At 56.2% G+C, this 24,774-nt stretch carries 26 protein-coding genes and 2 pseudogenes; 15 read left to right on the plus strand and 13 right to left on the minus strand.

Annotated elements, in window-relative coordinates; translation table 11 throughout:
- Window positions 1-8 precede the first annotated feature (8 nt).
- A complete protein-coding gene (locus tag IB144_RS09810; protein ID WP_002911406.1) occupies window positions 9-239 on the minus strand; it encodes a DNA polymerase III subunit theta in 231 nt (76 codons plus the stop codon).
- 112 nt (window positions 240-351) lie between these two features.
- Here IB144_RS09810 and yobA point away from each other — a divergent pair, with 112 nt between their 5' ends.
- From yobA to IB144_RS09825, 3 genes are read left to right on the plus strand one after another with little or no spacing between them, the layout of a single operon-like run.
- The gene (yobA, locus tag IB144_RS09815; protein ID WP_016529032.1) at window positions 352-726 is read left to right on the plus strand and encodes a CopC domain-containing protein YobA; all 375 of its coding nucleotides are present in this window, start codon (window positions 352-354) and stop codon (window positions 724-726) included.
- A gap of 3 nt (window positions 727-729) precedes the next feature.
- The gene (gene copD / locus IB144_RS09820) at window positions 730-1,599 is read left to right on the plus strand and encodes a copper homeostasis membrane protein CopD (protein ID WP_065888599.1); all 870 of its coding nucleotides are present in this window, start codon (window positions 730-732) and stop codon (window positions 1,597-1,599) included.
- A gap of 16 nt (window positions 1,600-1,615) precedes the next feature.
- Window positions 1,616-1,954: a YebY family protein gene (locus IB144_RS09825; RefSeq protein WP_065888598.1), complete on the plus strand. Its 339-nt coding sequence runs from the start codon at window positions 1,616-1,618 to the stop codon at window positions 1,952-1,954.
- Between the two features lie 635 nt (window positions 1,955-2,589).
- Here IB144_RS09825 and IB144_RS09830 read toward each other — a convergent pair.
- Both IB144_RS09830 and IB144_RS09835 read right to left on the minus strand, forming a co-directional pair.
- Entirely contained in the window at window positions 2,590-2,733 is a 144-nt protein-coding gene (locus IB144_RS09830; protein WP_002911398.1) for an Ecr family regulatory small membrane protein, read from the minus strand.
- Window positions 2,734-2,837: 104 nt separating this feature from the next.
- Complete coding sequence (locus IB144_RS09835; RefSeq protein ID WP_004151446.1) at window positions 2,838-3,806, minus strand: VirK/YbjX family protein; 969 nt, start codon at window positions 3,804-3,806, stop codon at window positions 2,838-2,840.
- Between the two features lie 156 nt (window positions 3,807-3,962).
- Here IB144_RS09835 and pphA point away from each other — a divergent pair, with 156 nt between their 5' ends.
- Window positions 3,963-4,616, plus strand: coding sequence for a protein-serine/threonine phosphatase (gene pphA / locus IB144_RS09840; RefSeq protein WP_014343242.1), 654 nt, complete (start codon window positions 3,963-3,965; stop codon window positions 4,614-4,616).
- Here the strand turns inward: pphA and IB144_RS09845 are convergent.
- From IB144_RS09845 to yebS, 5 genes are all read right to left on the minus strand, one after another.
- Complete coding sequence (locus tag IB144_RS09845; protein WP_002911395.1) at window positions 4,613-4,804, minus strand: YebW family protein; 192 nt, start codon at window positions 4,802-4,804, stop codon at window positions 4,613-4,615. The genes pphA and IB144_RS09845 overlap by 4 nt on opposite strands.
- Before the next feature lie 97 nt (window positions 4,805-4,901).
- Entirely contained in the window at window positions 4,902-5,141 is a 240-nt protein-coding gene (locus tag IB144_RS09850; protein WP_002911393.1) for a YebV family protein, read from the minus strand.
- A gap of 115 nt (window positions 5,142-5,256) precedes the next feature.
- Window positions 5,257-6,690: a 16S rRNA (cytosine(1407)-C(5))-methyltransferase RsmF gene (gene rsmF / locus IB144_RS09855; protein WP_032415191.1), complete on the minus strand. Its 1,434-nt coding sequence runs from the start codon at window positions 6,688-6,690 to the stop codon at window positions 5,257-5,259.
- 123 nt (window positions 6,691-6,813) lie between these two features.
- Window positions 6,814-9,447 (minus strand): PqiB family protein, encoded by a 2,634-nt coding sequence (locus tag IB144_RS09860; RefSeq protein ID WP_002911388.1) that lies wholly within the window; start codon window positions 9,445-9,447, stop codon window positions 6,814-6,816.
- Complete coding sequence (gene yebS / locus IB144_RS09865; protein ID WP_002911387.1) at window positions 9,416-10,699, minus strand: membrane integrity lipid transport subunit YebS; 1,284 nt, start codon at window positions 10,697-10,699, stop codon at window positions 9,416-9,418. Before yebS ends, IB144_RS09860 begins: the two co-directional genes overlap by 32 nt.
- Window positions 10,700-10,831: 132 nt before the next feature.
- On the opposite strand from yebS, the pseudogene IB144_RS09870 reads away from it, so the two are divergent.
- The 4 genes and pseudogenes from IB144_RS09870 to htpX all read left to right on the plus strand — a co-directional run bounded on the left by IB144_RS09870 (window position 10,832) and on the right by htpX (window position 15,292).
- A pseudogene (locus tag IB144_RS09870) lies at window positions 10,832-11,345 on the plus strand (GAF domain-containing protein).
- 81 nt (window positions 11,346-11,426) lie between these two features.
- Window positions 11,427-12,104, plus strand: coding sequence for an RNA chaperone ProQ (proQ, locus tag IB144_RS09875; RefSeq protein ID WP_065888597.1), 678 nt, complete (start codon window positions 11,427-11,429; stop codon window positions 12,102-12,104).
- A 19-nt stretch (window positions 12,105-12,123) separates the two neighbouring features.
- Window positions 12,124-14,172, plus strand: coding sequence for a carboxy terminal-processing peptidase (gene prc, locus IB144_RS09880; protein ID WP_065888596.1), 2,049 nt, complete (start codon window positions 12,124-12,126; stop codon window positions 14,170-14,172).
- Between the two features lie 235 nt (window positions 14,173-14,407).
- Window positions 14,408-15,292 carry a protease HtpX gene (htpX, locus tag IB144_RS09885; RefSeq protein ID WP_002911381.1) on the plus strand — a complete coding sequence of 295 codons (885 nt, stop codon included), beginning with the start codon at window positions 14,408-14,410 and terminating at the stop codon, window positions 15,290-15,292.
- 65 nt (window positions 15,293-15,357) lie between these two features.
- Here the strand turns inward: htpX and IB144_RS09890 are convergent, their stop codons facing one another.
- Complete coding sequence (locus IB144_RS09890; RefSeq protein WP_149359022.1) at window positions 15,358-16,728, minus strand: MFS transporter; 1,371 nt, start codon at window positions 16,726-16,728, stop codon at window positions 15,358-15,360.
- A 177-nt stretch (window positions 16,729-16,905) separates the two neighbouring features.
- On the opposite strand from IB144_RS09890, the gene kdgR reads away from it, so the two are divergent.
- The gene (gene kdgR, locus IB144_RS09895) at window positions 16,906-17,697 is read left to right on the plus strand and encodes a DNA-binding transcriptional regulator KdgR (RefSeq protein ID WP_002911378.1); all 792 of its coding nucleotides are present in this window, start codon (window positions 16,906-16,908) and stop codon (window positions 17,695-17,697) included.
- A 57-nt stretch (window positions 17,698-17,754) separates the two neighbouring features.
- Here the strand turns inward: kdgR and IB144_RS09900 are convergent, their stop codons facing one another.
- Window positions 17,755-17,994 carry a YobH family protein gene (locus IB144_RS09900; RefSeq protein WP_004145533.1) on the minus strand — a complete coding sequence of 80 codons (240 nt, stop codon included), beginning with the start codon at window positions 17,992-17,994 and terminating at the stop codon, window positions 17,755-17,757.
- Window positions 17,995-18,153: 159 nt separating this feature from the next.
- On the opposite strand from IB144_RS09900, the gene mgrB reads away from it, so the two are divergent.
- The 6 genes and pseudogenes from mgrB to rlmA all read left to right on the plus strand — a co-directional run bounded on the left by mgrB (window position 18,154) and on the right by rlmA (window position 22,411).
- Window positions 18,154-18,297, plus strand: coding sequence for a PhoP/PhoQ regulator MgrB (mgrB, locus tag IB144_RS09905; protein WP_002911375.1), 144 nt, complete (start codon window positions 18,154-18,156; stop codon window positions 18,295-18,297).
- Window positions 18,298-18,371: 74 nt separating this feature from the next.
- Window positions 18,372-18,662 (plus strand): YebO family protein, encoded by a 291-nt coding sequence (locus IB144_RS09910; RefSeq protein ID WP_002911374.1) that lies wholly within the window; start codon window positions 18,372-18,374, stop codon window positions 18,660-18,662.
- 590 nt (window positions 18,663-19,252) lie between these two features.
- Window positions 19,253-19,324 (plus strand): annotated as a pseudogene (locus IB144_RS09915) (DUF2627 domain-containing protein); the annotation flags it as partial.
- Between the two features lie 85 nt (window positions 19,325-19,409).
- Complete coding sequence (gene cspE, locus IB144_RS09920) at window positions 19,410-19,619, plus strand: transcription antiterminator/RNA stability regulator CspE (protein ID WP_001062678.1); 210 nt, start codon at window positions 19,410-19,412, stop codon at window positions 19,617-19,619.
- Window positions 19,620-19,806: 187 nt separating this feature from the next.
- Window positions 19,807-21,555 carry a peptidoglycan glycosyltransferase FtsI gene (gene ftsI, locus IB144_RS09925; protein ID WP_002910924.1) on the plus strand — a complete coding sequence of 583 codons (1,749 nt, stop codon included), beginning with the start codon at window positions 19,807-19,809 and terminating at the stop codon, window positions 21,553-21,555.
- Between the two features lie 61 nt (window positions 21,556-21,616).
- Window positions 21,617-22,411 carry a 23S rRNA (guanine(745)-N(1))-methyltransferase gene (gene rlmA / locus IB144_RS09930; RefSeq protein ID WP_149359021.1) on the plus strand — a complete coding sequence of 265 codons (795 nt, stop codon included), beginning with the start codon at window positions 21,617-21,619 and terminating at the stop codon, window positions 22,409-22,411.
- Between the two features lie 3 nt (window positions 22,412-22,414).
- Here the strand turns inward: rlmA and mntP are convergent, their stop codons facing one another.
- The 3 genes from mntP to IB144_RS09945 form a co-directional block, all read right to left on the minus strand.
- Window positions 22,415-22,981 (minus strand): manganese efflux pump MntP, encoded by a 567-nt coding sequence (mntP, locus tag IB144_RS09935; protein WP_002910921.1) that lies wholly within the window; start codon window positions 22,979-22,981, stop codon window positions 22,415-22,417.
- 418 nt (window positions 22,982-23,399) lie between these two features.
- Window positions 23,400-23,858 carry a DUF986 family protein gene (locus tag IB144_RS09940; protein ID WP_002910920.1) on the minus strand — a complete coding sequence of 153 codons (459 nt, stop codon included), beginning with the start codon at window positions 23,856-23,858 and terminating at the stop codon, window positions 23,400-23,402.
- Between the two features lie 62 nt (window positions 23,859-23,920).
- A complete protein-coding gene (locus IB144_RS09945; RefSeq protein WP_004145526.1) occupies window positions 23,921-24,772 on the minus strand; it encodes a PTS mannose transporter subunit IID in 852 nt (283 codons plus the stop codon).
- Window positions 24,773-24,774 lie beyond the last annotated feature (2 nt).

The raw sequence follows: 24,774 nt of genomic DNA on the forward strand, positions 1-24,774 counted from the left end.
AGCGCGCATTATTTCTGTTTCGGCTCCCACGGTAGTCGCGAAAGGGAGACGGAGGCCAGCCGATGGGCGATCAGTCGTTCACGGAACCAGTCGCGCAGATGTGCAGGCTGTTCACGCTCGACTAAATCAGCGACCACCGGCATATTGTACCGCTCCTTAAAAGCAACGCCGGCGGCGGCGAGATCGACATTGACTTTATCCATCTCATCTTGCGAAATTTTGGCCAGATTTCTTTCCATCATCCACTCCACTCTGCTTATAAATCCGGTCAGGGCCAGATGCCTGGCTCGACTCTGGCATTATACAGGGTTATTCTCTGTGCTACAGACATAACAAAAGGGAATGACGAATATGCGACTTCTTGCTGGACGCGCGTTGCGCCTCTCCGTTGCGCTTGCCGGGATGTTAACCGCGGCGGGCGCCTTCGCCCACGCTCACCTGCAGCAGCAGATCCCGACCGCCGGGGCGCAGCTTTCAGCTTCCCCACAGACGTTGACGCTCAGTTTTTCCGAAGGTATTGAACCCGCATTCAGCGGCGTGACCGTCACCGGTCCGCAGCAGCATGCGGTGGCTACCGGAAAACTGACCCGCAGCGCCGATAATCCGGCCGAGGTCACGTTACCTTTGGCGGAAGTCTTGCCGCCGGGAGAGTACACCGTGGCATGGCATGTGGTCTCGGTGGATGGTCATAAAACCAAAGGGCAATATACCTTTAGCGTGAAGTAAGCGATGCTGACCGGGCTCTATATTACCCTGCGCTTTGGGCACTTTATCTCCCTGATGCTGGCTTTTGGCTGCGTGCTGTATGGTGCCTGGTGGGCGCCGGTACCGCTGAGACGCGTGCTGATGCTGCGCTTTTATCCACTACTGCGCCCGCTGCTACTGATCTGCGCGATCTCTACGCTGGCGCTGTATCTCCTGCAGGGAGGAATAATGGGCGAGGGCTGGACGGATGTCTGGCGACCCGCCGTCTGGCAGGCGGTGGCCGGGACCCGCTTTGGTGGAGTGTGGATCTGGCAGATCCTACTGGCGTGGATCGCGCTTGCGGTAGTGTGGATCCGTCCCCGTCACGGCGCCCGCCAGCTGGTGGCCCTGCTGGCGGCACAGCTGCTGCTTTCCGCCGGGGTAGGGCACGCCGCTATGCACGATGGTCTCACCGGCGTGCTGCAGCGGACAAACCACGCTGTGCATCTCTTCTGCGTCGCCAGCTGGTTCGGCGGTCTGTTGCCCTTTATCTATTGCCTGCACCTGGCGCAGGGGCGCTGGCGGCCGGCCGCGGTCTATACCATGGCGCGCTTTTCACGTTACGGGCATCTGGCCGTCGCCGGCACGATTGCCAGCGGAGCGCTCAATGCGCTGTTGATCCAGGGAGGATTGATTGGCGCATCGCCGTGGGGACGCATGTTGTTGATCAAATGTGCGCTGGTCGCCGGGATGGTGGTAATTGCGTTAGTGAACAGGTATGTTCTGGTACCGCGCATGTCGGCAAGCGGTTCGCAGGCGGAAAGCCTGATCCTGCGAACCACGCAGGCTGAAATAGGGCTGGGCGCGCTGGCGCTGCTGGCCGTCAGTCTGTTTGCCACCTGGGAACCTTATTGAATTAACTGGCAAAATCATGAAAAAAATTGTTCTGACCATGTTGTTACTGGCAAGCTCCGGGGCTGCTCTGGCAGCGCCACAAATTATCACCGTGAGCCGTTTTGAGGTGGGGAAGGAGAGCTGGGCGTTCAACCGGGAAGAGGTTATGTTGACCTGTCGACCGGGTAACGCGCTTTACGCCATCAACCCGAGCACGCTGGTCCAGTATCCGCTCAATGAGGTGGCTGAGCAGCAGGTCAAAGCCGGCAAAACCACCGCGCAGCCGATCTCAGCGATCCAGATCGACGATCCGCAGCATCCGGGACAAAAAATGAGCCTCGCGCCCTTTATCGAGCGAGCGCAGAAGCTCTGCTAAACTTTCTCGCTATCCTGCTGTAATAACATTAAAAAAACCGCCCTTGCCGGACAACGGCAGTGGCGGTTTTTTCGCTGGCAGGGGCCCCCTTTCCAGGAATTATGCAGCCACTTTGGCCGCGGACTGGAAAAGCTGACGCGTTAAACTATTCTTATAGTGCAAGGCGACTTAGCCTGCATTAATGCCAACTTTTAGCGCACGGCTCTCTCCCAAGAGCCATTTCCCTGGACCGAATACAGGAATCGTATTCGGTCTCTTTTTATCTTTATCTGTCTTCTTTCCCAAGAGCCAGCGACATCCTGTCAGTCAAACACCCGCTGGCCTCTGGATGTCCCGTTATAGCACACCGTTTTTAGCATACACAATTCATTTACACATAAATCGCATCCTGTGGAAGGGGAGGTGGCAAAGGTGGAACCGTAAACGAGGGCGGAGAAAAGAAAAAACCTGCACCTAAACAGGCCCGGCGTGCAGGTTAACTGGCGGGCCAACATCGGAAGCCTGCTAGTATACATATTTGTATGATAAATAAAATAAGCAAAATCTAAACGATTTGGCAATTCATGCGATTACACCTCGCCGGCTGACGAGGTGGCATAAATAATAAGCACGAGCACTTTTGCGGGCGGAAAATATTATTGCGGAACGCTGAATGTAGGGTATATCTGGCTTTCCAGATAGCAGAGCAATAGCCAAATTTCATCGCTGAAAATAAACCATATGCTCCCGAGCAGAATGACCGCCAGAATAATCAGCAGAAAAATTTCGGTTTTACTCATTATGCAAGCGACTATCCGGTGGCCTTCGGGGACCCTGATAGTAGCGAAATATTGACATAATAAGCAAACGCCATGTTGTAATTCGGCTTCACCGACAGTGCAATTTAGTCACCGGCATGCCGCTGCGTCAATATTGCCACCTGCTCCGTCAGCTGATCCAGCAGCTGGAATCGCCGCCGATATTCAGCCCGTTTTTTACTGGCGATACTCTCCAGCGATTTTCTTTCCAGACATAGCGGTAGCCGCCAGCGCCATGGGCTTTCCGGCTGGCCGTCGATAGACTGCCAGAACTCGTCGTAGCTGGCGTGGAAATGGCGGCCTTTGCTCAGGCGATAGCGCAGGGCGCGGAACACGTGACCGTTATCGCTGACGCCGTAAATAGCCGCGATTTGGCTGCGAGCGGCCAGCTGCCAGATAAACTCCAGCAGCAGGCGCTTCGGAAACAGGCCGTAGCAGGCGCGAGTCGCCTGCTTAATCACCTCATGAGAAACGTGACGTCGTGGCCCCTGCAGACCGCCGATAACCAGCTGCCAGGCATCGTGATCACGGGTTACGCTGAAGGTGGCGCTGGCCAGCAGGGTGTGGTCGCTGTCGCGCAGCCACAGAGTGGTTTCACCCTCACGTTCGGCTTTGCCTGCCGAGGAGGCATAAAGAGTAAACCGGCGGTCCTCTTTTCCGTTTAACGTCAGCAGCGGGACCTCAGACACCGCGGTCATAGCGTGCGCCAGCCGCGATCCGCGTAGGGTGTCGATATAACGATAATGGTTGATTACCGCCACCGCCCGCTGCCAGGCGTTGAGATCGCGGGTCAGATATTGACGGTGTACTTTGCCCGGCAGCGTAGCCTGCGCGGCCAGCAGCTGATTAAAATCATCCCGAGCGCTGAGCGCTTCCAGCATCGCTCTGGTGGCGTTATAAAATAAGGCCGTGCGCAGCAAAAACTTAAAGCGGTAATTTTTTTGCCGCCAGATGGGGGCAGGTGTCAATCTGCCCATCACCAGATCGGCAATAAGATGCGAGCGCGGCGCTAGCACGCCGGATGAATGCAGGCTATTGTCTGTCACGATAAACACCTCGTTGTGATTTCCCCCTATTTTAAAGCGAGCCACTGACAAGCTTAATCCTCTGGCGGACTATATTTGCCGTCTGTTTAAAATTGATTGAGGTGTAAATTAAATTCCGTGGACCTTTGCTGGAATTACCTATAATTACCGCTGAGAGGTAATTATATGTATCAACGTATTAACGGCAGCGACTGGCGTAATATATGGCTGATGGGCGATCTGCATGGCTGCTTTGTGCTGCTGATGAATCGCCTGCGTCAGTTGCGCTTTGATCCCTGGGCCGATCTGCTGATCTCGGTGGGCGATCTGATCGATCGCGGGCCGCAGAGCGCCGATTGTCTTGGCCTGTTGCGCTGTCGCTGGTTCAGGGCCGTTCGGGGGAATCATGAGCAGATGGCGCTGGAGGCGCTGGAGAGCGGAGATATGCGGCTCTGGCAGATGAACGGTGGCGACTGGTACGTCAAGGGCGATGCGCGGCAGCGGGCCGACGTCGATCGTCTGCTGGCGCACTGTCGGCGGCTACCGTTGATTATTGAAGTGCAATGCGGGAAAGCGCGGCATGTGATCGCCCACGCCGATTACCCGGCGCCGGTCTATCGCTGGCAGCAGCCGGTGGATCCCCAACGGGTACTATGGAGCCGCTATCGTCTGAGTGAACACCTGGCGGGGCGCCATGGCGCTATTGCCGGCGCGGACCATTTCTGGTTTGGCCATACGCCGCTTCAGGCGCGTTATGACCACGATAATCAACACTATATTGATACGGGCGCTGTGTTTGGTGGGACGCTGACGCTGGTGGCGCTGCAGTCGGTAGGCTAAAAGTCGCTGTATTCGCTGGCGGGTTGCCAGAAGCCATCAATAAAATCTTCTATCGGGTAGCAGCCACCGTGGCGGATCCGCTGATCCTCCATCGCCACTAAGCACTGCGTTTCCTCGCGGTAGACGTCAACCACAATGTCCTCGCAGCCGCCATCCAGATAGCAAATAAACAACACTAAGGCAAACATCCTGGCCTCATGCTCGGGTTCACATACTATTTAGTGTAGGGGATGACGGCGGGACGGGGAAATAAATAACCCGTCTCAGGCGACGGGTTCATTGGTGTCAGGCAAGGCGCATGACCCAGGCATCGGACTGGCGGTCGTAATGTTTACGGTAGAGAACGGAATGTTCGCCATTGAGAATCGCGGGCACGCTGGTGTCGGCATCCCAGGCGTCAAGCTGCATACATAAGTCTGGATCGGATTTGCAGGGTATGCTTAACGTTCGCTCACCCTGATGCTCACCGTGCAGTTCGGCATCGTCTATTTCGAACGCGCCGATGCGGACATTGGTTTTACTCATCGCTTCACCCCATTTTTCAGCTGAGTTGTGGTACGACCAGTTATGGCCGTTATTTTTCAGCGTAGTCAATGGGGCGAAAAGCGCCAGTCAAAAAGTGCGCATTTTTTGCGCGGCCTCACACCTTGCCGGCAAAAAGTTTTCCATCGCGCACCAGTTCGCGCGGATAGCTGTTCTTCAGTCGGGAGCCGACGCGCTTCGCCAGGCCCAGCGGAACGCCCTGGAAGGTCACAATGGTTTCATCCTGCCCAGGCGCGGTTTGCGGATAGACGTCGCGCCCGCGATACCATTCCTCCGCTTCCTCCTGCGACAGCTCGAAGGCGCGCTGCGGCGCGGCAAAGGCGATAACCGCCTCATGCTGCCAGCGGTACCCCTTATTGTGCAGTTCCGCCAGGCGCACGCCGATGCGAGAAAAGCGCACCTTGCCGAACAGGGGCTCCAAAGCCAGCGGAAACAGCCACAGCTCTTTATCCCGCTGCCACAGCGTATGGCCTGCGTCCCACTCCAGGCCAACAGCCCTGGCGGCGGCAGTTACCGCGGCGGCCTCCCGGTCCTTCAGCGGCGTAAACGGGAATTTACCGACCTTATAGCCTGGCGCCGGGAGCGGATCGATCGCCGCAGTTTTGCGCAACCTCGCGACAAAGAAGCCTTCGCAATCGTAAATTTGCGGAAAAACGTGCAGAAAACCTTCCGCGGTTAAGGCGTCGGCTGCGCCGGGAAACAACTCTCCCAGCGGCAGGATCTCCACCGCTTGCGGATAGCGGGACAGCAGCCACTCAATGACCGATTGATTTTCTTCACGATTCAGGGTGCAGGTGGAATACACCAGCGTCCCGCCAGGGCGCAGAGCATGGAAGGCGCTGTCGATAAGCTCGCGCTGAGTGGCGGCGATGTCGAGGTTGCTCTCCGGCGACCAGTTTTTCAGCGCGTCGGCGTCTTTACGTACAACCCCTTCGCCGGAGCAGGGGGCGTCAAGCAGGATGGCATCGAAGGTTTCGGGCAAGGCCGCGCCAAAAACCCGGCCGTCGAAGTGGGTCAGAGCGACGTTGCTGATGCCGCAGCGGCTGATGTTAGCATGCAGCACCTTCACCCGGCTGGCGGAGAATTCATTGGCGAGAATGCCGCCCGCGTTGCCCATTCGGGCTGCAATTTGGGTGGTTTTCGATCCCGGGGCGGCGGCAACGTCCATCACCCGTTCGGGCTGCCGGTTATCGGCGAACAGGGCGGCGACCGGCAGCATCGAACTGGCTTCCTGAATATAGAACAGCCCGCTGAGATGTTCGGCGGTACTGCCCAGCGGCAGCGCGTCGTCATCCTCTCGCTCGATCCAGAACCCCTCTGCGCACCAGGGCACCGGCGCGAGCTGCCAGCCGTAGGGGGCAACCAGAGAGAGGAAATCATCGACGCCAATCTTCAGCGTATTGACGCGAATACTGCGGCGTAGCGGGCGCTGACAGGCGGCGATAAAGTCGTCGAAAGAGAGATGCGCTGGCATCGCCGCGCGCATTTGAGCGAGAAACGCTTCAGGGAAATAGACAGTATTTTCAGCCACGGGCAGCGCACCACAGAAAAAAAGGGTGCGCAGTTTAGCACAAACGCCCCGGCGCGTGACACCGGGGCGTGCGGTTTACCCTCTCCCCGCGCCCGGCGTTGCCCGGGGCGGGAGAAGGGGGCATTACTGCGGCAGAGCGGTGCCCCACTCCCGCCACTCTTTCGGCTCGCTCTCCTGTAGCAGGAAGTGCTTGCCATCCTGGGCCTTCGGCGCCAGCGGCGTGCCCGGCGGCGTGGCAAAGGCGATCCCGCCGCGGATAAACTGATTGAAGGTACCGGTTTTCACCACCCCGCCAATCAGGCCGAAGTCGAGGCTGTAACCCGAGGCCAGCCAGAACACCGAGTTATTACGTACCAGGTACTGGTAGCGCTTACTGATGCGCAGCTTAACCATCACCCGGTCAGACATCGACCCCAGCGACAGTCCGGTAACCGTCCCGACTTCCAGTCCGCGGAACAGGACCGGCGTACCGATGCCAAGCGACCCCGCCTCCGGCGCTTCCACCACGATGTTCAGGCCGTCGATATAACGCGAATCGCTGATCGTCGTATCCTGGATCTCAAAATCGCGTCGTGCCGGGCCGCGGCCGGGCTCAACGTTGATGTAGGCCTGGAACAGGGTGTCGAGATGTTCCACGCCCGCGGCGGAGATTTGCGGAGTGATCACCGAGAAGCGGGTCCCGGCGCGGGCGAAGGTGCCGACGTATTCCGGATAGAGCACCGCTTTCGCCTGCACTTCGTTTTTGGCGGTGATTAGTTCCAGCGACTGGATTTGACCGATGTCGATGCCGAGATAACGAATCGGCATCCCGGCCGCCATCTTCCCGGCGTCGTACGCGTGCAGGGTGATTTGGCCGCCCACGGCGCGCGCCGCCGTTTCAGATGCATAAAGGATACGTTTGTTATTCAGCCGTGCTCCGGCGCTGCTGCCATTGAGGTTATCGAAACTGATCGCCCCTTTGATCGCGCGCGCCAGCGGCGAGGCCTGCACGGTGAGTCCGTTACCGTCAAGCTTGACCTTCGCACCGCCTTCCGCCCAGAAGACGCTGTTGTTGGTCAGCAGGTAGCGGTACTCCGGCTTGATATGCAGATCGATATCGAATGCATCCTTGCGCGGTTTGACGGCGATGATCTCGCCGACGGCGAATTTACGATACAGCACCACCGAGCCGGCCTGAACATCAGGCAGCGTCTCAGCAGACAGGCTCAGGGTAGTGGTCGGCACTTCGCTCAGGCTATTTTCCTGCGCCTTTTCAAGGTTAGCGTACAGCGGATAGCTGCTTTGCATTTTGCCTTTTTCGCCGGGGATCACCCTGATCCCGCCGTTCACCCATTCGCTGGCGCTGGCGCCCAGCACCTGCACGCCGTCGAGCCCCACTTTGACGTCCAGACGACTGTTAACCACAAATTTGCTGTCGCCGTGAATTAGATCGCGGTATTCAGGATCAATGGCAACCTGAAAGGTTACCCCTTTGGCCGTCAGTTTACGCTCCAGCACCTGGCCGACTTTTACTCCGTGCAGCACCAGCGGCTGACCGCCGTCGATGCCGTAGCTCTCCGGCGCCGAGAGGGTAACGGTGGCGACGTTGGGCTCATCCAGCAGCGCTTTATCCGCGGGCATTACCGAGAAGTGATTGCGTGGCTCGCCTTCGCCGGGCACCAGCTCAAAGGTATTGCCGGTGAGTAGGGTGCTAATGCTGGGGTTATCGAGGGAGAGCTTCGGCTTCTTCATCTGAATCAGCGTTTTCTCCCGCAGCAGCGTCACCACGCTCGGGTCGACGGTCATCTCGCCAGTAACTTTGCCGCCGGGGTTTAGATTCAGTTTGCTTAACTGGCCCACCTCCAGCCCCTGATACATGAGCGGCGTCGAGCCTGCTTTCAGTCCGTCGCCATCAGGCAGATCGAGGGTCACTACCACGCCGCGCTGGCTATGCGCCAGATCTTCATACAGGTGATATTCATCGTTTTGCGAGGCGACATGCGAATCGGCGGGGGAGTCAAAGGCGATGGCGCCGTTCACCAGCGCGGACAGGTTCTCCAGTTGCACTTTGGCCCCGCTCAGGCCGACGTCGGCCTTGACGCCTGAGACGTTCCAGAAGCGGCTGCCTTTTTTCACCAGATTGGTAAACCGGCGCTCAATTAGCACATCGATGGTCACCCCCTGATTATTGGCATTCAGGGAATAGTCATACACCCGCCCGACCGGGATTTTTCGGAAGTAGACCAGCGAGCCGCTGTTCAGAGAGCCAAGATCCGGCGCCTGCAGGTGGATCATTAGCTCGCCGTTGTTGATGCGGTATTTAGGTTGGGTGTCAAGGGCGACAAAGTGATCTTCGGGTTCACCCTTGCCCGGCATCATGCCGATGTAGTTCCCGCCCACCAGCGCATCGAGGCCCGATACGCCGGCCAGAGAGGCTTTCGGCGTGACCAGCCAGAACTGGGTCTCTTTGCGCAGCGCATCTTTCATATCGCGTTTGATGCTGGCCGAAACCTCAATCTTACTCAGATCTTTACTGAGGCTAATATCCTGGACGGTGCCGACTTCAACCCCCTGATAGCGGATCGGCGTCCGTCCCGGCACGATGCCGTTCGCGGACTGGAAATCAATCGTAATCGTCGATCCGCGATCGTCAAAGCTGGTCCAGATTAGCCAGGCGGCAATCAGCAACGCGATGACCGGCAGCAGCCAGAATGGCGAAATACGGCGTTTGGTTTTTATTCTGGCTTCAGTCTGCGAAGCGGGCGTTTCCTGACTCATGTGCGTCCCAAAGTAAGCGGCTGTCCAGCCATTCAACTGCAAGAATAGTTAAAATTACCGCGCCGCCAAAGTAAACCGCAGCCGGCCCCATGGTGAAGGCGAGGAGCTGATCGCGATTTATTAGCGACATGGTGAGTGAGATAACAAACAGATCCAGCATCGACCAACGGCCAATCCAGGTGATTAGCCGCAGCAGCAGGATGCGGGTGCGCAATCCCTGCTCGCACTTGAATTGTATGCTGAGCAGCAGGGTAAATAACACTATAACTTTGGTGAATGGCACCAAAATACTGGCGATAAACACGACCCCGGCAATGGCGATATTGCTGCTGGCCAGGGAGATGATCCCCGAGAGGATCGTGTCGTCCTGGCGCGCGCCGTTGACGTAGATGATGGAGATTGGCAACAGGTTGGCCGGAAAGAGGAAAACCAGCGAGGCAATCAGCGCCGCCCAGCTGCGCTGCAGGCTCTGCGGTCGGCGATGATGCAGCGGCGTGTGGCAGCGTCGGCAGCGGCCGCGCGCGTCGCGATAGCCGGTGTAATGGCAGCCGGTGCACACCTGCAGATTATTATCGGCGCGGGTCGCCGGACGCTCGGGATAGAAACGCTCCCATAGCTCTTCGACGTTCATATGAATAAGCGTCAGGATGCTCAACAACGTTAGGGAGATAAACGCCACCAGACCGATGCCCGGCTGCAGGAAGGCGTAATCCTGCACCTTGATGGAGGCGACGCCGATGCCCACCAGATAGATATCCAGCATCACCCACTCTTTAAGCTTGCCGAGCATCAGCAGCACCGGCCGCAGGTTCATCCCCAGCACATTGCCCAGCCAGAGATAGCTGATGGAGACCACCAGCAGCACCGGGGCGACCACCGCGCAAAACAGTACCATGGCGGCGGTAATCGGATCGCCCTGCGCGGTCATCTGCCAGATCCCCTGCAGGACGTTGGCGTCGATGCGTACGCCCAACAGATGCAGGCGCAGCAGAGGTTCAGACCAGGCAAAAGGCATGAGCAATAGCATCGCGAGGGCCATGCTGCCCAGGCGGGTCAGCGACCAGTCGCGACCATCGCGCACCTTCGCGTTACAGCGCGGACACCAGGCGCTTTGGTTGCGTTTGAGCACCGGTAAGCGGAAGAGCATGTCACACTGCGTACAGCGCTGATAATGCGCATAGGGAAGCGGCGTGCTGACGGTATGCACGACCATCTTTTTCGCAGGTTTGAGGGTGGGTGTTTTTATCGGCATTTATTACGTACAGGAATGAATGTATCTCACTATCTTAACCTATGAATGAATTCATCTTGAGCCCAAGCGCATTTAATGCTTATTTTAGTAGGCTGTACGTATCAGGCAGTAAGACAACAAAGTGAAGATATAATGAGCAAAACAGAATTTTACGCGGATCTGAACCGCGATTTCCAGGCATTAATGGCAGGTGAAACCAGTTTTCTGGCGATGATCGCCAATACCAGCGCGCTGCTGTTCGAGCGGCTGAGCGAGGTCAACTGGGCCGGTTTCTACCTTCTGGAAGGCGATACCCTGGTGTTGGGACCGTTCCAGGGCAAACTGGCCTGCGTGCGGATCCCGGTCGGGCGAGGCGTATGCGGCGCGGCGGTGGCGCAGGCTCAGGTCCAGCGCGTCGAGGACGTCCACGCCTTTGACGGCCACATTGCCTGCGATGCCGCCAGTAATTCGGAAATTGTCTTCCCTCTACGCGTGAATGGCCAGATTATCGGCGTGCTGGATATCGATAGTCCGGCTTACGGGCGCTTCACCGCTGAAGATGAGCAGGGGTTGCGCACGCTGGTCGAGCATCTGGAAAAACTCATTGCGGCCACGGATTATCAAAAAATCTTTACCCGTGTCGTGGGATAATCAACGGATAACGTAGCATTTAGCGAGGACGTCATTATAATGTCGCCTGTTCATGCCTGCGGCTTGTTGGCTACGTCCGTTGTAATCAGGAAATTTCATGGAAAATCAACCTAAGTTGAATAGCAGTAAAGAAGTTATCGCCTTTCTGGCCGAACGTTTCCCGCAGTGCTTTAGCGCTGAAGGTGAAGCGCGCCCCCTGAAAATCGGAATTTTTCAGGATCTCGTTGAGCGAGTGGGTGGTGAGATGAATCTCAGCAAGACCCAGCTTCGCGCTGCATTACGTCTCTACACGTCCAGCTGGCGTTATCTGTACGGCGTAAAAGCCGGCGCTATTCGCGTTGACCTGGATGGCAATCCGTGCGGCGAACTGGAAGAGCAGCACATTGCCCATGCGCGTCAGCAGCTGGAAGAAGCGAAAGCTCGCGTTCAGGCGCAGCGCGCAGCCCAGCAGGCGAAAAAACGCGAAGCCGCTGCGGCCGCAGGCCAGCAGGATGAAGGCGTTCGCCGCGAGCGTAAACCGCGTCCTCAGCAGCCGCGTCGTAAAGAAGGCACTGAACAGCGTAAACCGCGTCCTGTTGCGGCCAAAGCCCCGCGTGAAGAGCGTCTTACTCCGGTATCGGATGTTTCCGTTCTGACCGTCGGCCAGGCGCTGAAGGTAAAAGCAGGCAATAACGCCATGGACGCCACCGTTCTGGAAATCACCAAAGATGGCGTTCGTGTACAGCTGACTTCTGGTATGTCAATGATTGTACGCGCAGAACACCTGGTGTTCTGAAACGGAGGCCGGGCCAGGCATGAACACATTTTTTAAAATCACCGCGCTTGCGGGCCTGCTGGCAATAGCAGGCCATGCATTCGCTGTTGATGACATAACCCGCGCAGATCAAATCCCCGTGCTGAAAGAAGAGCCGCAGCACGCGACGGTAAGCGAGCGCGTGACGTCGCGCTTTACCCGCTCTCATTACCGTCAGTTTGATCTCGACAACGCCTTCTCGGCAAAGATTTTTGACCGTTATCTGAACCTGCTGGACTACAGCCACAATGTGCTGCTGGCCAGCGATGTGGCGAAGTTTGCGGCTAAAAAAGACCAAATTGGCGATGAGCTGCGCAGCGGGAAACTGGATGTCTTTTACGACCTCTACAACCTGGGGCAGCAGCGCCGCTTCGAGCGCTATCAGTATGCGCTGAAGGTGCTTGAACGTCCGATGGACTTTACCGGCAATGATAATTTCAACCTTGACCGCTCCAAAGCGCCGTGGCCAAAAGACGAGGCCGAGCTGAACAAGCTGTGGGACGCTAAGGTTAAGTTTGACCAGTTAAGCCTGAAGCTGGCGGGTAAAGACGATAAAGAGATCCGCGACACCTTAACCCGTCGCTATAAGTTTGCTATCCGTCGCCTGGCGCAAACCAACAGCGAAGATGTCTTCTCGCTGGCGATGACCGCCTTCGCTCGCGAAATCGATCCGCACACAAATTATCTGTCGCCGCGTAATACCGAGCAGTTCAACACCGAAATGAGCCTCTCACTCGAGGGGATCGGCGCCGTGCTGCAGATGGATGATGACTATACCGTCATTAATTCGCTGGTGGCGGGCGGTCCAGCCGCGAAAAGCAAAGCGATCAGCGTCGGCGATCGCATCGTTGGCGTTGGCCAGACCGGGAAGTCGATGGTTGATGTCATCGGCTGGCGTCTGGATGACGTCGTGGCGCTGATTAAAGGGCCGAAGGGCAGCAAGGTTCGTCTTGAAATCCTGCCGGCCGGTAAAGGAGCCAAGACGCGTATTGTAACGCTGACCCGCGAGCGCATTCGTCTGGAAGACCGTGCGGTGAAGATGTCGGTGAAAACCGTCGGGAAAGAAAAAGTCGGCGTGCTGGATATTCCAGGCTTTTACGTTGGCCTGACCGATGACGTGAAAGTGCAGCTGCAGAAGCTGGAAAAACAGAACGTCAGCAGCATCATCATTGACCTGCGCAGCAACGGCGGCGGAGCGCTGACAGAGGCGGTATCGCTCTCGGGTCTGTTTATTCCGTCCGGTCCGGTGGTGCAGGTGCGGGATAATAATGGCAAAGTGCGCGAAGACAGCGACAACGATGGCGTGGTTTATTACAAAGGGCCGCTGGTGGTGCTGGTTGACCGCTTTAGCGCCTCGGCGTCTGAGATCTTCGCCGCAGCGATGCAGGACTATGGCCGCGCGCTGATCGTTGGCGAACCGACCTTCGGTAAAGGGACGGTACAGCAGTATCGCTCGTTGAATCGTATTTACGATCAAATGCTGCGTCCGGAGTGGCCGGCGTTGGGTTCCGTCCAGTACACCATCCAGAAGTTCTATCGTATTAACGGCGGCAGTACGCAGCGCAAAGGCGTGACGCCGGATATCATGATGCCAACCGGCAATGAAGATCGCGAAACCGGCGAGCAGTATGAAGACAACGCGCTGCCGTGGGATAGCATCAACGCGGCCACCTATGTGAAGTCCGGGGATCTGACCCCGTTTGGACCGGAGCTGCTCAAGCGCCACGACGAGCGTATTGCGCAGGATCCTGAATTCCAGTACATCATGAAGGATATTGCCCGTTATAACGCGATGAAGGACAAACGTAACATCGTCTCTCTGAACTACGCCCAGCGTGAGAAAGAGAACGAAGAAGATGATGCGATTCGTCTGGCGCGGATTAACGATCGCCTGAAACGCGAAGGCAAGCCGCCGCTGAAAAAACTGGACGATCTGCCGAAGGATTACCAGGAGCCGGATCCGTATCTTGATGAAACGGTCCATATCGCGATAGACCTGGCGCATCTGGAGAAAGCGCGCCCGGCGGTGGAACCGCCGGCCAGCAAATAAGTTGCTAACGGGCACTCTGAGAGGTGCCCGTTTTTTTTGTGCGCGTTGTCATCGCCATTCAGCTCATCTAACAAAATGTCAACCTGCGCTGCCGCTGTCAGCAAGATGCTACAAAATGTAAAGTTGTGTTTTTATCGTGACTTAGCGGGGGCTGATGGTTGAAAATTGCAGCCTGACCCATACGATGTGGGTAATCGCATAGTGCGTTTTGTTAAATTGAGGTAAAAAGAAAATTATGATGCGAATCGCGCTTTTCCTGCTGACGAACCTGGCAGTGATGGTCGTGTTCGGGCTGGTGTTAAGCCTCACGGGGATCCAATCCAGCAGCATGACCGGTCTTCTGATTATGGCCCTGCTGTTCGGCTTCGGTGGTTCTATCGTTTCGCTGATGATGTCGAAGTGGATGGCGCTGAAGTCAGTGGGTGGGGAAGTGATCGAGCAGCCGCGCAACGAAACGGAACGCTGGCTGATGAATACCGTTGCGCAGCAGGCGCAGCAGGTAGGTATTGCCATGCCGCAGGTAGCTATCTATCACGCGCCTGACATTAACGCCTTCGCCACCGGCGCGCGTCGTGACGCCTCGCTGGTCGCCGTCAGCACCGGGCTGTTGCAAAACATGAGCCGTGATGAAGCGGAAGCGGTCATTGCCCATGAAATCAGCCACATCGCCAATGGCGATATGGTTACCATGACCCTGATCCAGGGGGTGGTGAACACCTTCGTTATCTTTATCTCCCGCGTTATCGCGCAGATTGCGGCCGGTTTCCTCGGCGGCAACCGGGAAGATGAAGGGGAGAGCAGCAATGGCAACCCGCTGATCTACTTCGCGGTCGCCACGGTGCTTGAGCTGGTGTTCGGTATTCTGGCCAGCATAATCACCATGTGGTTCTCGCGTTACCGTGAGTTCCATGCTGACGCCGGCTCGGCGCGTCTGGTAGGCCGCGAGAAGATGATTGCAGCCCTGCAGCGTCTGAAAACCAGCTATGAGCCGCAGGAAGCCAGCAGCATGATGGCGTTCTGCATTAACGGTAAAGCGAAATCCATGAGCGAACTGTTTATGACTCACCCGCCGCTGGATAAGCGTATTGAAGCCCTGCGTAGCGGTGAATATCTGAAATAATCTATCTTCTGACGCTGAAAACGAAAATCCGCAGCCCGCAAGCTGCGGATTTTTTTTACCGTCCGTCAGGCTGCGCGCGGCTGAGTGACCCGCAGACCGCTAATTAGCGCGGCGACGATAGCCAGGGTGCCGGCCAGCAGCAGGGCGGTGTGGGTGCCGTTGTTACCGAGCAAATTGAATAGCAGCGCCACCAGCGCCGCGCCGGTGCTCTGTCCGAGCAGGCGAGCGGTGCCCAGCATGCCGCTGGCGCCGCCGCTACGATGGCTCGGAGCCGAGGCGACGATGGTATGGTTGTTCGGCGACTGAAACAGCCCGAAGCCGGCGCCGCACAGCGCCATGCGCCAGATGATATCCAGATCGGAGGGCGACGAGGGCAGCAGCGCCAGGCCGAACAGGCCGCAGGCCATAATCAGCAGGCCGATAGCCCCCAGCAGCCCGGCATGACATTTCTCGATCAAATAGCCGGCCAGCGGCGCCATCACCATGGTCGCTAACGGCCACGGCGTTAGCAGCAGACCAGTCTCCACTTCGCTGCGCCCCATCATCGACTGCAGAAAAAAGGGCAGAGAGACCATCGCCAGCATCTGCGCGCAGAAGGAGCAGATGGAAGTGCAGATAGAGAGAGAGAAGAGTGGGATACGCAGCAGGTCGACCGGCAGCAGGGGGACGGGCATCGTGAGCTGGCGGCGAACGAAGAAGAACCCCACCACCAGCATAGCGGCGACCTCCGCCAGCACCAGCTGAGTGGACTGCCCCTGGGCGAAACCGCTCAGGGCGGTGATCAGCAGCCCGAAGGTAAGGGCGTTCATAATGGCGCTCGGCAGATCGAAGCGGATGATTTTGCTGCGCGCGCTGTTGGGCGGCAGAAAGCGCATGGCCAGAACAAAGGCGACGATGCCGAGAGGCACGTTAATTAAAAACAGCCATTGCCATGAGGCGAGGGAGAGGATCGCTGCGGCGATAGTCGGGCCTGCCGCCGAAGAGACGGCAACGACAAAGGAGTTAATGCCCATGCCGCGACCAAGAAAGCGCTGCGGATAAATCAGACGGATCAGCGCGGTGTTGACGCTCATCAGCGCGGCGCCGCCCAATCCCTGCGCGACGCGAGCGAAGGTTAGCATTTCGAGGCTACGCGACAGCGCGCAGGCCAGCGAGGTAAAGGTAAACACCACCAGGCCTATATTATAGATACGCCGATAGCCGACCATGTCGCCGAGGAAGGAGAGCGGCAGCAGGGCGATGACAATGGCGATTTGGTAGGCGTTAACGATCCAGATTGAAGCCGCCGGTGAGGCGTTGAGATCGCTGGCGATAGTCGGCAGCGCGACGTTGGCGATAGCCCCGTCGAGCACGGCCATGGTCAGCCCAAGCACGATGGTCAGAATGGCGCCATAGCGTTGCGGCAACGGCACGCCATCAGAAGAATTTTTATCCATGGTGAATATGAGTCTTAAATGAAACGGTTTTTTGAATGATGAGTTTAGCATTGATTAATTCGCAGTATGTCGCAGATTTGTAACGAAGTGGCAGAAGAATGATTGCGGCTCAGAGGCGGCGAATTTATAATAAAAACCGGTTCTAATTTTTATAAAACAGTTACGACGAGGTGATAAATGGCAGGTGCAGATTTGGATAAACAGCCAGATTCTGTCTCTTCGGTATTGAAGGTTTTCGGCATCCTACAGGCGCTGGGTGAAGAGCGTGAAATTGGCATTACCGAACTGTCCCAGCGCGTCATGATGTCGAAAAGCACCGTTTATCGCTTTTTACAGACCATGAAATCACTGGGCTATGTGGCACAGGAAGGAGAGTCTGAGAAATACTCTCTCACCCTCAAGCTGTTCGAACTGGGCGCGCGCGCGCTGCAGAACGTCGACCTGGTGCGCAGCGCCGATATTCAGATGCGCGAACTTTCGCGACTGACGAAAGAGACCATCCATCTTGGGGCGCTGGATGAAGACAGTATCGTCTACATCCATAAAATTGACTCGATGTATAACCTGCGGATGTACTCGCGTATTGGCCGCCGCAACCCGCTGTACAGTACCGCGATTGGCAAGGTGCTACTGGCATGGCGCGATCGCAGCGAAGTGGAGCAGATCCTCGACGGCGTGGAGTATAAGCGCAGCACCGAGCGGACCATTACCAGCACCGAGGAGTTGCTGAAAGTGCTGGATGGCGTTCGCGAGCAGGGCTATGGCGAGGATAATGAGGAACAGGAAGAGGGGCTGCGCTGCATTGGCGTGCCGGTGTTTGACCGTTTCGGCGTGGTCATCGCCGGGCTAAGCATCTCTTTCCCAACGCTACGTTTCTCTGAAGAACGCTTGCATGAATACGTGGCGATGCTCCACCAGGCGGCGCGTAAGATTTCTGAACAAATGGGATACAACGACTATCCGTTCTGAGGCGGCGGATAACGGGGTTGGCGACCGCGGCGCTACGTCGCGATCGCCGGTTCGATGTTAGCCGTTATCAACCACGGTTGTGCTTTTACGCAGCAGAGGGCAACTGCTGACGCCGATCACTCCGCTGTCGGAATGAACATAAAGTGCGGTGCTGACTCCGCGGGCGGTGAGGTATTGGCACTTAAGACCCAGACCGCCGACGTTTTCCTCACTGTGGAATAACACCCCATAACCGCTCAATAATACGCCAATCCATAAGATAGCCACCAAGATAATAGTACGAATGATTAATCGCATTGATGCCTCATTATTTGTATGATCCCTGGCGTGATTTTGACACGAACACGTTTTGAAACAAGTCGATGATTCCTAAACTTACCTTTCGTAATACAGTTAGCCGCGGTTTAAGAAGGCCGTGCTATCCTGGCGACATTGCGTACTGATGCGGAGAGTGGAGTGAAAAAATTACGGTGGGTTTTACTGATAGTCATCATAGCAGGCTGCCTGTTGCTGTGGACTCAGATGCTTAACGTAATGTGCGACCAGGATGTTCAGTTTTTCAGCGGCATTTGCACTATTAATAAATTTATTCCGTGGTAAGACATTTTTCTGCCGACTGATTTCCTTCTGCGCCGCGGGTGGTAGAATGAACGCCTTCTCTTTGAGGTGGTGAAATGAGTGAGTTACTAAATCCTGGGATTTTAAATCTGGCATCGCTGGCTGTGTCCGTGGCGCTGCTGCTTGTCGGTCTGTTGTTATGGTTCTTCGTCAACCGCGCCAGTTCGCGGGCGAATGAGCAGATAGAGCTGCTGCAAGCGCTGCTGGATCAGCAAAAGCGGCAGAATGCGCTGTTACGTCGCCTGTGCGAAGCTAATGCGCCAGAGAAAGAGGATGTGGCTGAGCCGACCGTCGCCGGCAAGGCGAAAGGGGAGGATGAGTTTATCCGCCTGGTAGCTGAACGTTAAGGCGCCCGACAGGTGTGCATCATAAGATGCGCACCTGCATGATAGCGGGCGGTAATATCTTATTCTTATTCCATTATTCCTTTCTTAGTGCAATATCCTCTTTATTACACGCTGTAAATAAAGTCATTCTCGCCGCGTTTATTGTTGGGTAACGTGACACTGTCATCTTTTTTTCATTATTAAGGTGCAGAATTAGCACTATTTTTAGCGTGACGACTAACAGGTTTTATTATCACTACACTGGCACGGCTTAGCGATTTTTAGTCTGGAGTTATAACGAATTATGCGCATCAATATTCACCGTTGCCCACCAGACCCTTACATCACAGCAGTTCGTGTACGGACATACCTGGACGAAGCGAAGTTGTTGAGCTATGGTAAAAAAGTTGCAGTAATGAGGCAGCGAATGGGCGGTATTGGCTTATGCTGTAGCGCCTTGCCAGGGGCGGCAAAGACGCATAAATGTGCAGGCGATCAAATGATTACCTTATAATTTGTGCGAACGATCGAGACACGTTTAAAAATGGCTTGCCATTATTTACGTAGTGTGTGATAACACGTTTCGGGTTAAACGAGGTACAGTTCTGTTTATGTGTGGCATTTTCAGTAAAGAAGTCCTGAGTAAACACGTTGTCGTTGAATACCGCTTCTCTGCCGAACCTTAAATTAGTGCCTCATGCAGTTATGTGTCAGTTTTATCTAGGTAAACGCCAGCAGGCGAAGAAAACAGTCTAAGGAATTTTGCAAATGGCAAAGATTAAAGGTCAAGTTAAGTGGTTCAACGAGTCTAAAGGTTTTGGTTTCATTACTCCGGCTGATGGCAGCAAAGACGTGTTCGTACACTTCTCCGCTATCCAGGGTAACGGCTTCAAAACTCTGGCTGAAGGCCAGAACGTTGAGTTCGAAATTCAGGACGGCCAGAAAGGTCCGGCTGCAGTTAACGTAACTGCTATCTGATACAAGACCACTCTTCTTGTATAAAAGCCTCGCCTGCGCGGGGCTTTTGCATTTTTATTGCAAAGCATGTCATTTTTCCCCCTCCCGTCGCGTCTTGTTGCAAATACTCAACTTTATTAGCATTGTGTAGCAGTCTGTTTTGCTAATTTTCTGTTAAATCAGTTGGTTGCAAAACAATGCCGGAGCTATGGTGCTAAAGAAAAAAACGAAGTCCGCCGCCAGTTTCACCCCGATTCGCTTCGGGTTACTGTGTGTGGCCATTCTCGGTTGTCTGGGGCTGCTGCTGGTCCGCGTGGGCTGGCTACAAATTATCTCCCCCGATAACCTGGTAAAACAAGAAGATATGCGCTCCCTGCGCGAAGAACCCGTAGCGGTAGAGCGGGGGATGATCAGCGACCGGGAAGGACGGCCGCTGGCGGTGAGCGTTCCGGTCAGTGCTATCTGGATCGACCCGCAGACCACTATGGAGAAGGGCGGTGTGGGCTATGGGCCCCGCTGGCAGGCGATGGCCGAAGCGCTGCACCTCAACCTCGGAGAGCTGGCCCAGCGGGTACAGAGTCATCCCCACGCTCGCTTTCTCTATCTGGCGCGTCAGATCAATCCCGAGCAGGCAGAGTGGATTGATAAACTGCATCTGCCGGGCGTTTACCTGCGCGATGAATCGCGACGGTTCTACCCGGCGGGCCACGTGGCTGCCAATCTGCTGGGCTTTACCAATGTTGATAATCAGGGCATCGAAGGGGTGGAGAAAAGCTTTAACGCCCAGTTGACCGGTAAACCCGGGCGACGTCTGGTGCGTAAAGATAAACATGGCAATGTCATTGAGAACATTACCGAAGTGCCGCCGGTTCCGGCGCATAATCTGCAGCTGAGTATTGATGAACGCCTGCAGACGGTGACGGAAGACGCCCTCGACAACGCCGTCCGCTGGAACAAAGCAGAGTCCGGGGCGGCGGTATTGATCAAAATTGATACCGGCGAGATCCTGGCGATGGCCAGCTATCCGGACTTCAATCCGAACAATCGCGATAGCGCGACGCTGGATGATTTTCGCAACCGGGCCATCAGCGACACCTTCGAGCCCGGGTCGACGGTCAAACCGCTGGTGATCATGACTGCGCTACAGCAGGGGATTGTCCAGCCAGACAGCGTGGTGGATACCCATCCGTTCGTCCTCGATGGCCATCGTATTCGCGATGTGGGCTATTATCCGGAGCTGAGCCTGACCGGGATCCTGCAGAAATCCAGCGATACCGGCGTGTCCCATCTCTCGCTCGCCATGCCGGTGCAGCATCTGATCGATACCTATAAAGCTTTCGGCTTTGGCGAACCGACGGGGCTGGGGTTGACCGGCGAAAGCGCCGGGCTGATGCCGCATCGCCGCTACTGGGGGCAACTGGATCGCGCCACCTTCGCCTTCGGCTATGGTTTGATGGTCACCCCGCTCCAGCTCGCCCACGTCTACGCCACCATCGGCGGCTTCGGCATTGCGCGACCACTGTCGATTACCCGCATCGATCCGCCGGTGATGGGCACGCGGGTGATGCCGGAGAGTATTGTGCATAGCGTGGAACATATGATGGAGAGCGTGGCGCTCCCGGGCGGGGGCGGTACCAAAGCGGCGGTACGCGACTACCGGGTGGCGGTAAAAACCGGCACGGCGAAGAAAATCGGCCCGGACGGCAAATATATCGATAAGTATGTGGCCTATACCGCCGGCGTGGCGCCCGCCAGTCGACCACAGTTCGCGCTGGTGGTGGTGATGAACGATCCGAGCAATGGTTCCTATTACGGCGGCGCTGTGTCCGCGCCGGTCTTCAGCCAGATCATGGGCGATGTCCTGCGGCTGGAGAACGTCATGCCGGACGGCATGCCGCAAGGGGCGGAGAATCTGATCGTAATGCACGATAGCCACCCACAGGGGCCGGCGCTGTAACAGTGGTCTGCAGGGGCGAATAGCGCTACACTTTCGCCCTTTCAGCAACACCGGAGCCGTCATGTCATACAGTTGCCCCCTTTGTCACGCGCCGCTCAGCCGTAGCGACAACCACTATTCCTGCCCGCAGCGGCACCAGTTCGATCTGGCGAAAGAGGGGTACGTCAATCTGCTACCGGTGCAGTTCAAGCGGTCGCGCGATCCCGGCGATAGCGCCGAAATGATGCAGGCCCGGCGGGCGTTCCTCGACGCCGGACATTATCAGCCGCTACGGGATGCTATCGCTGAGCGGCTGCGACATTACGCCCCTACGGATTTACTGGATATCGGCTGTGGCGAGGGGTATTACACCCACGCGTTTGCCGCCATCGCCAGCCGCAGCTGGGGGCTGGACGTGTCGAAGCCGGCGATCCGCGCGGCGGCAAAACGCTACCCGCAGGTGAATTTTTGCGTGGCCTCCAGCCAGCGCCTGCCATTTTCCGACGCTAGCTTCGACGCGGTAGTGCGCATTTACGCGCCCTGCAACGCCGAAGAGCTGGCGCGGGTGGTGCGTCCCGGTGGTTGGGTGATCACCGCCACGCCGGGTCCCCGTCACCTACTGGAGCTGAAAGGGGTGATTTACGATGAAGTTCGCCTGCATGAGCTGAAGACGGAAGCGATGCCGGGGTTCCGCCTGGAGGCTCAGCAGCAGCTGGCTTATCCGATGATCCTGACGGGAAGTGAAGCGCAGGCCCTGCTGCAGATGACGCCGTTCGCATGGCGGGCTAAAGCCGAAGTGCACGCCGCGCTGCGTCAGCAGCCGACCTTTGGTTGCCAGACCGATTTTATGATCCACTGCTGGCAGCGCGAAGCGTAAAGCTTAACCGGCGAAATGGCTCCAGAGGATTTCGCTGCCGATGCCAATCAGCACGATACCGCCGAGAATTTCGGCTCGTTTGCCAAGCAGCGGGCCGATAAAGCGACCGACCATCATCCCCAGCGTCGACATGATAAAGGTGGCGCAGCCGATCGCCAGCGCGGTGGTCACAATGCTGACCTGAAGGAAGGCCAGACCGACGCCGACGGCCATCGCGTCAAGGCTGGTGGCGAAGGCGGTGGTGACCAGAAGCCAGAAACCATGTCGGTGAGGCGCCTCGCACGCCTCGTCGCTGTCGCCGCGAAAACCTTCGACGATCATTCGCCCGCCGAGAAACACCAGTAAAATAAAGGCAATCCAGTGATTCCACTCGAGGATAAACTGGCTGGCCAGCATGCCAAGCCCCCAGCCGACCAGCGGCGTCAGGGTTTCAATGGCGCCAAAAATCAGCCCGGTGCGTACTGCCTCTGAAAATTTGGGTTTATGCAGGGTGGCGCCTTTGCCGATGGAGGCTGCGAAGGCGTCCATGGACATGCCGAAAGCGAGAAGAATGGTAGCGGATAAATTCATGTGCGTGTCCTGACCGGGGATAATCCATATGACACATCGCTGCCCCCAGTAAACATACGCGGAGCCGCTCAATGGCTGAGCAATACGTACAGCAGTGATGTATCTATGGTCTCGCCTGATTGAATCTCTTCAACCCGTACGTGCCACGTTTTGCAACGAGTATGTTGACACGTACATTTCCTGGCGGGCAGGAAATCGGCTACTCCCCAACGACGGGCGCAACCTTAACATATTTTTAGAATATAAAACAATAACAGAAGAGGTCTATTTTAATAACCAAATGATAACGATTTTCATTTAAATTTATAAGTGAAAAAATAGTTAATAAAAAAGATAAGGTTAGGCGGAAAATATAGCCGTGGCTATAATATTTCTCCGCTGCTAACGGGAATAATATAGCGCCGGCTATATTTTTAAGTCATTGAGTTGTAATGAGAAGTTTGTATATCTTCTCCAGATCGTCGATATTTCGTACGCGTATCAGCAGCCGCCGTTGCTCTAATTGCATCACCAGCACACCGTCCTCGGATAAATTCATCTCTTTAATCCGCTGATATTCTATCCACACGTTGGCGAAGAAAAAGCCGCGCGGTTTAAAAATGATTTTCGGCGTACGGATCCAGAATAAATAGAGCCCCATCAGTGCCAGCGCAGATAATAGCCAGGTGGTGATCGCCGTGCCGTGCTGGGTGATGTTGTTATAGATCAGAATGGCGGTGAGGCCGACAAAGATCATGCCGTCAACGCGACTGCGGCGAAGCAGAGGGATGGCCAGCAGTACCGGGCCGTTTCGCCTCGGCATAATAAACTGGTCATATATCGCGTAGGCCAGTAGCGCAAGGATAAACAGGATGATCACCAGGTCCGTGAAGGTCATTGCTTTGCGTTTCTCCTGATAAAAAAAAGCCGGGGGCAAGCCCCCGGCGTACAGCCTGGAAATTACAGACCCAGCAGGCCGACCGCATAGCCGGCGATACCGATGACGAAGAAGCCGACGATGATCCACAGTGGGTTAACTTTCTTACGCAGCAGCCACATACAGGCGAAGGTCAACAGCAGCGGCACCAGACCCGGCATCAGCTGATCAAGGATAGTCTGCACCGTGGTGACGTGAACCTGTCCGTCAGAGCCGGTGATTTTTGACACCACCATCGGAATGTTCACATGCGTCCACTTGTTAACCAGCGCCCCCATGACAAACAGGCCGAGGATTGACGCCCCCTCAGTCAGTTTCTGCAGGAAGCCGCCGCCCATATCTTTAACGATATCCACGCCTTTGCGATAACCATAGGCGACACCGTAGTAACGGGTCAGCAGACGCACCGCGTTGAACAGGATAAAGAACAGCAGAGGACCGAGCAGGCTACCGCTCATCGCGATCCCGGCGCCTAAGGCTGCAAACACCGGACGCACGGTACCCCAGAAGATCGGGTCGCCAACGCCGGCCAGCGGTCCCATCAGACCGACTTTGATGCCGTTGATAGCGCCATCGTCAATCTCTGCGCCATTGGCGCGCTGCTCTTCCATCGCCAGCGTTACGCCCAGTACCGGAGCGGCAACGTAAGGGTGGGTGTTGAAAAACTCAAGGTGACGCTTAATCGCCTGCTTACGCGCATCGTTGTTCTCCGGGTACAGACGACGAATCGCCGGAACCATAGAGAAGCAGAACCCCAGCGCCTGCATACGTTCGAAGTTCCATGAACCCTGGAACAGGTTAGAACGAATGAACACGCCACGAATATCACTCTGTGTGAGTTTTTTCTCGGTGGTATTTTTAGTCATATCAACCATTT

Origin of the sequence: Klebsiella sp. K4 (assembly GCF_014596785.2) — a bacterium.
Taxonomy (GTDB): domain Bacteria; phylum Pseudomonadota; class Gammaproteobacteria; order Enterobacterales; family Enterobacteriaceae; genus Klebsiella; species Klebsiella pneumoniae.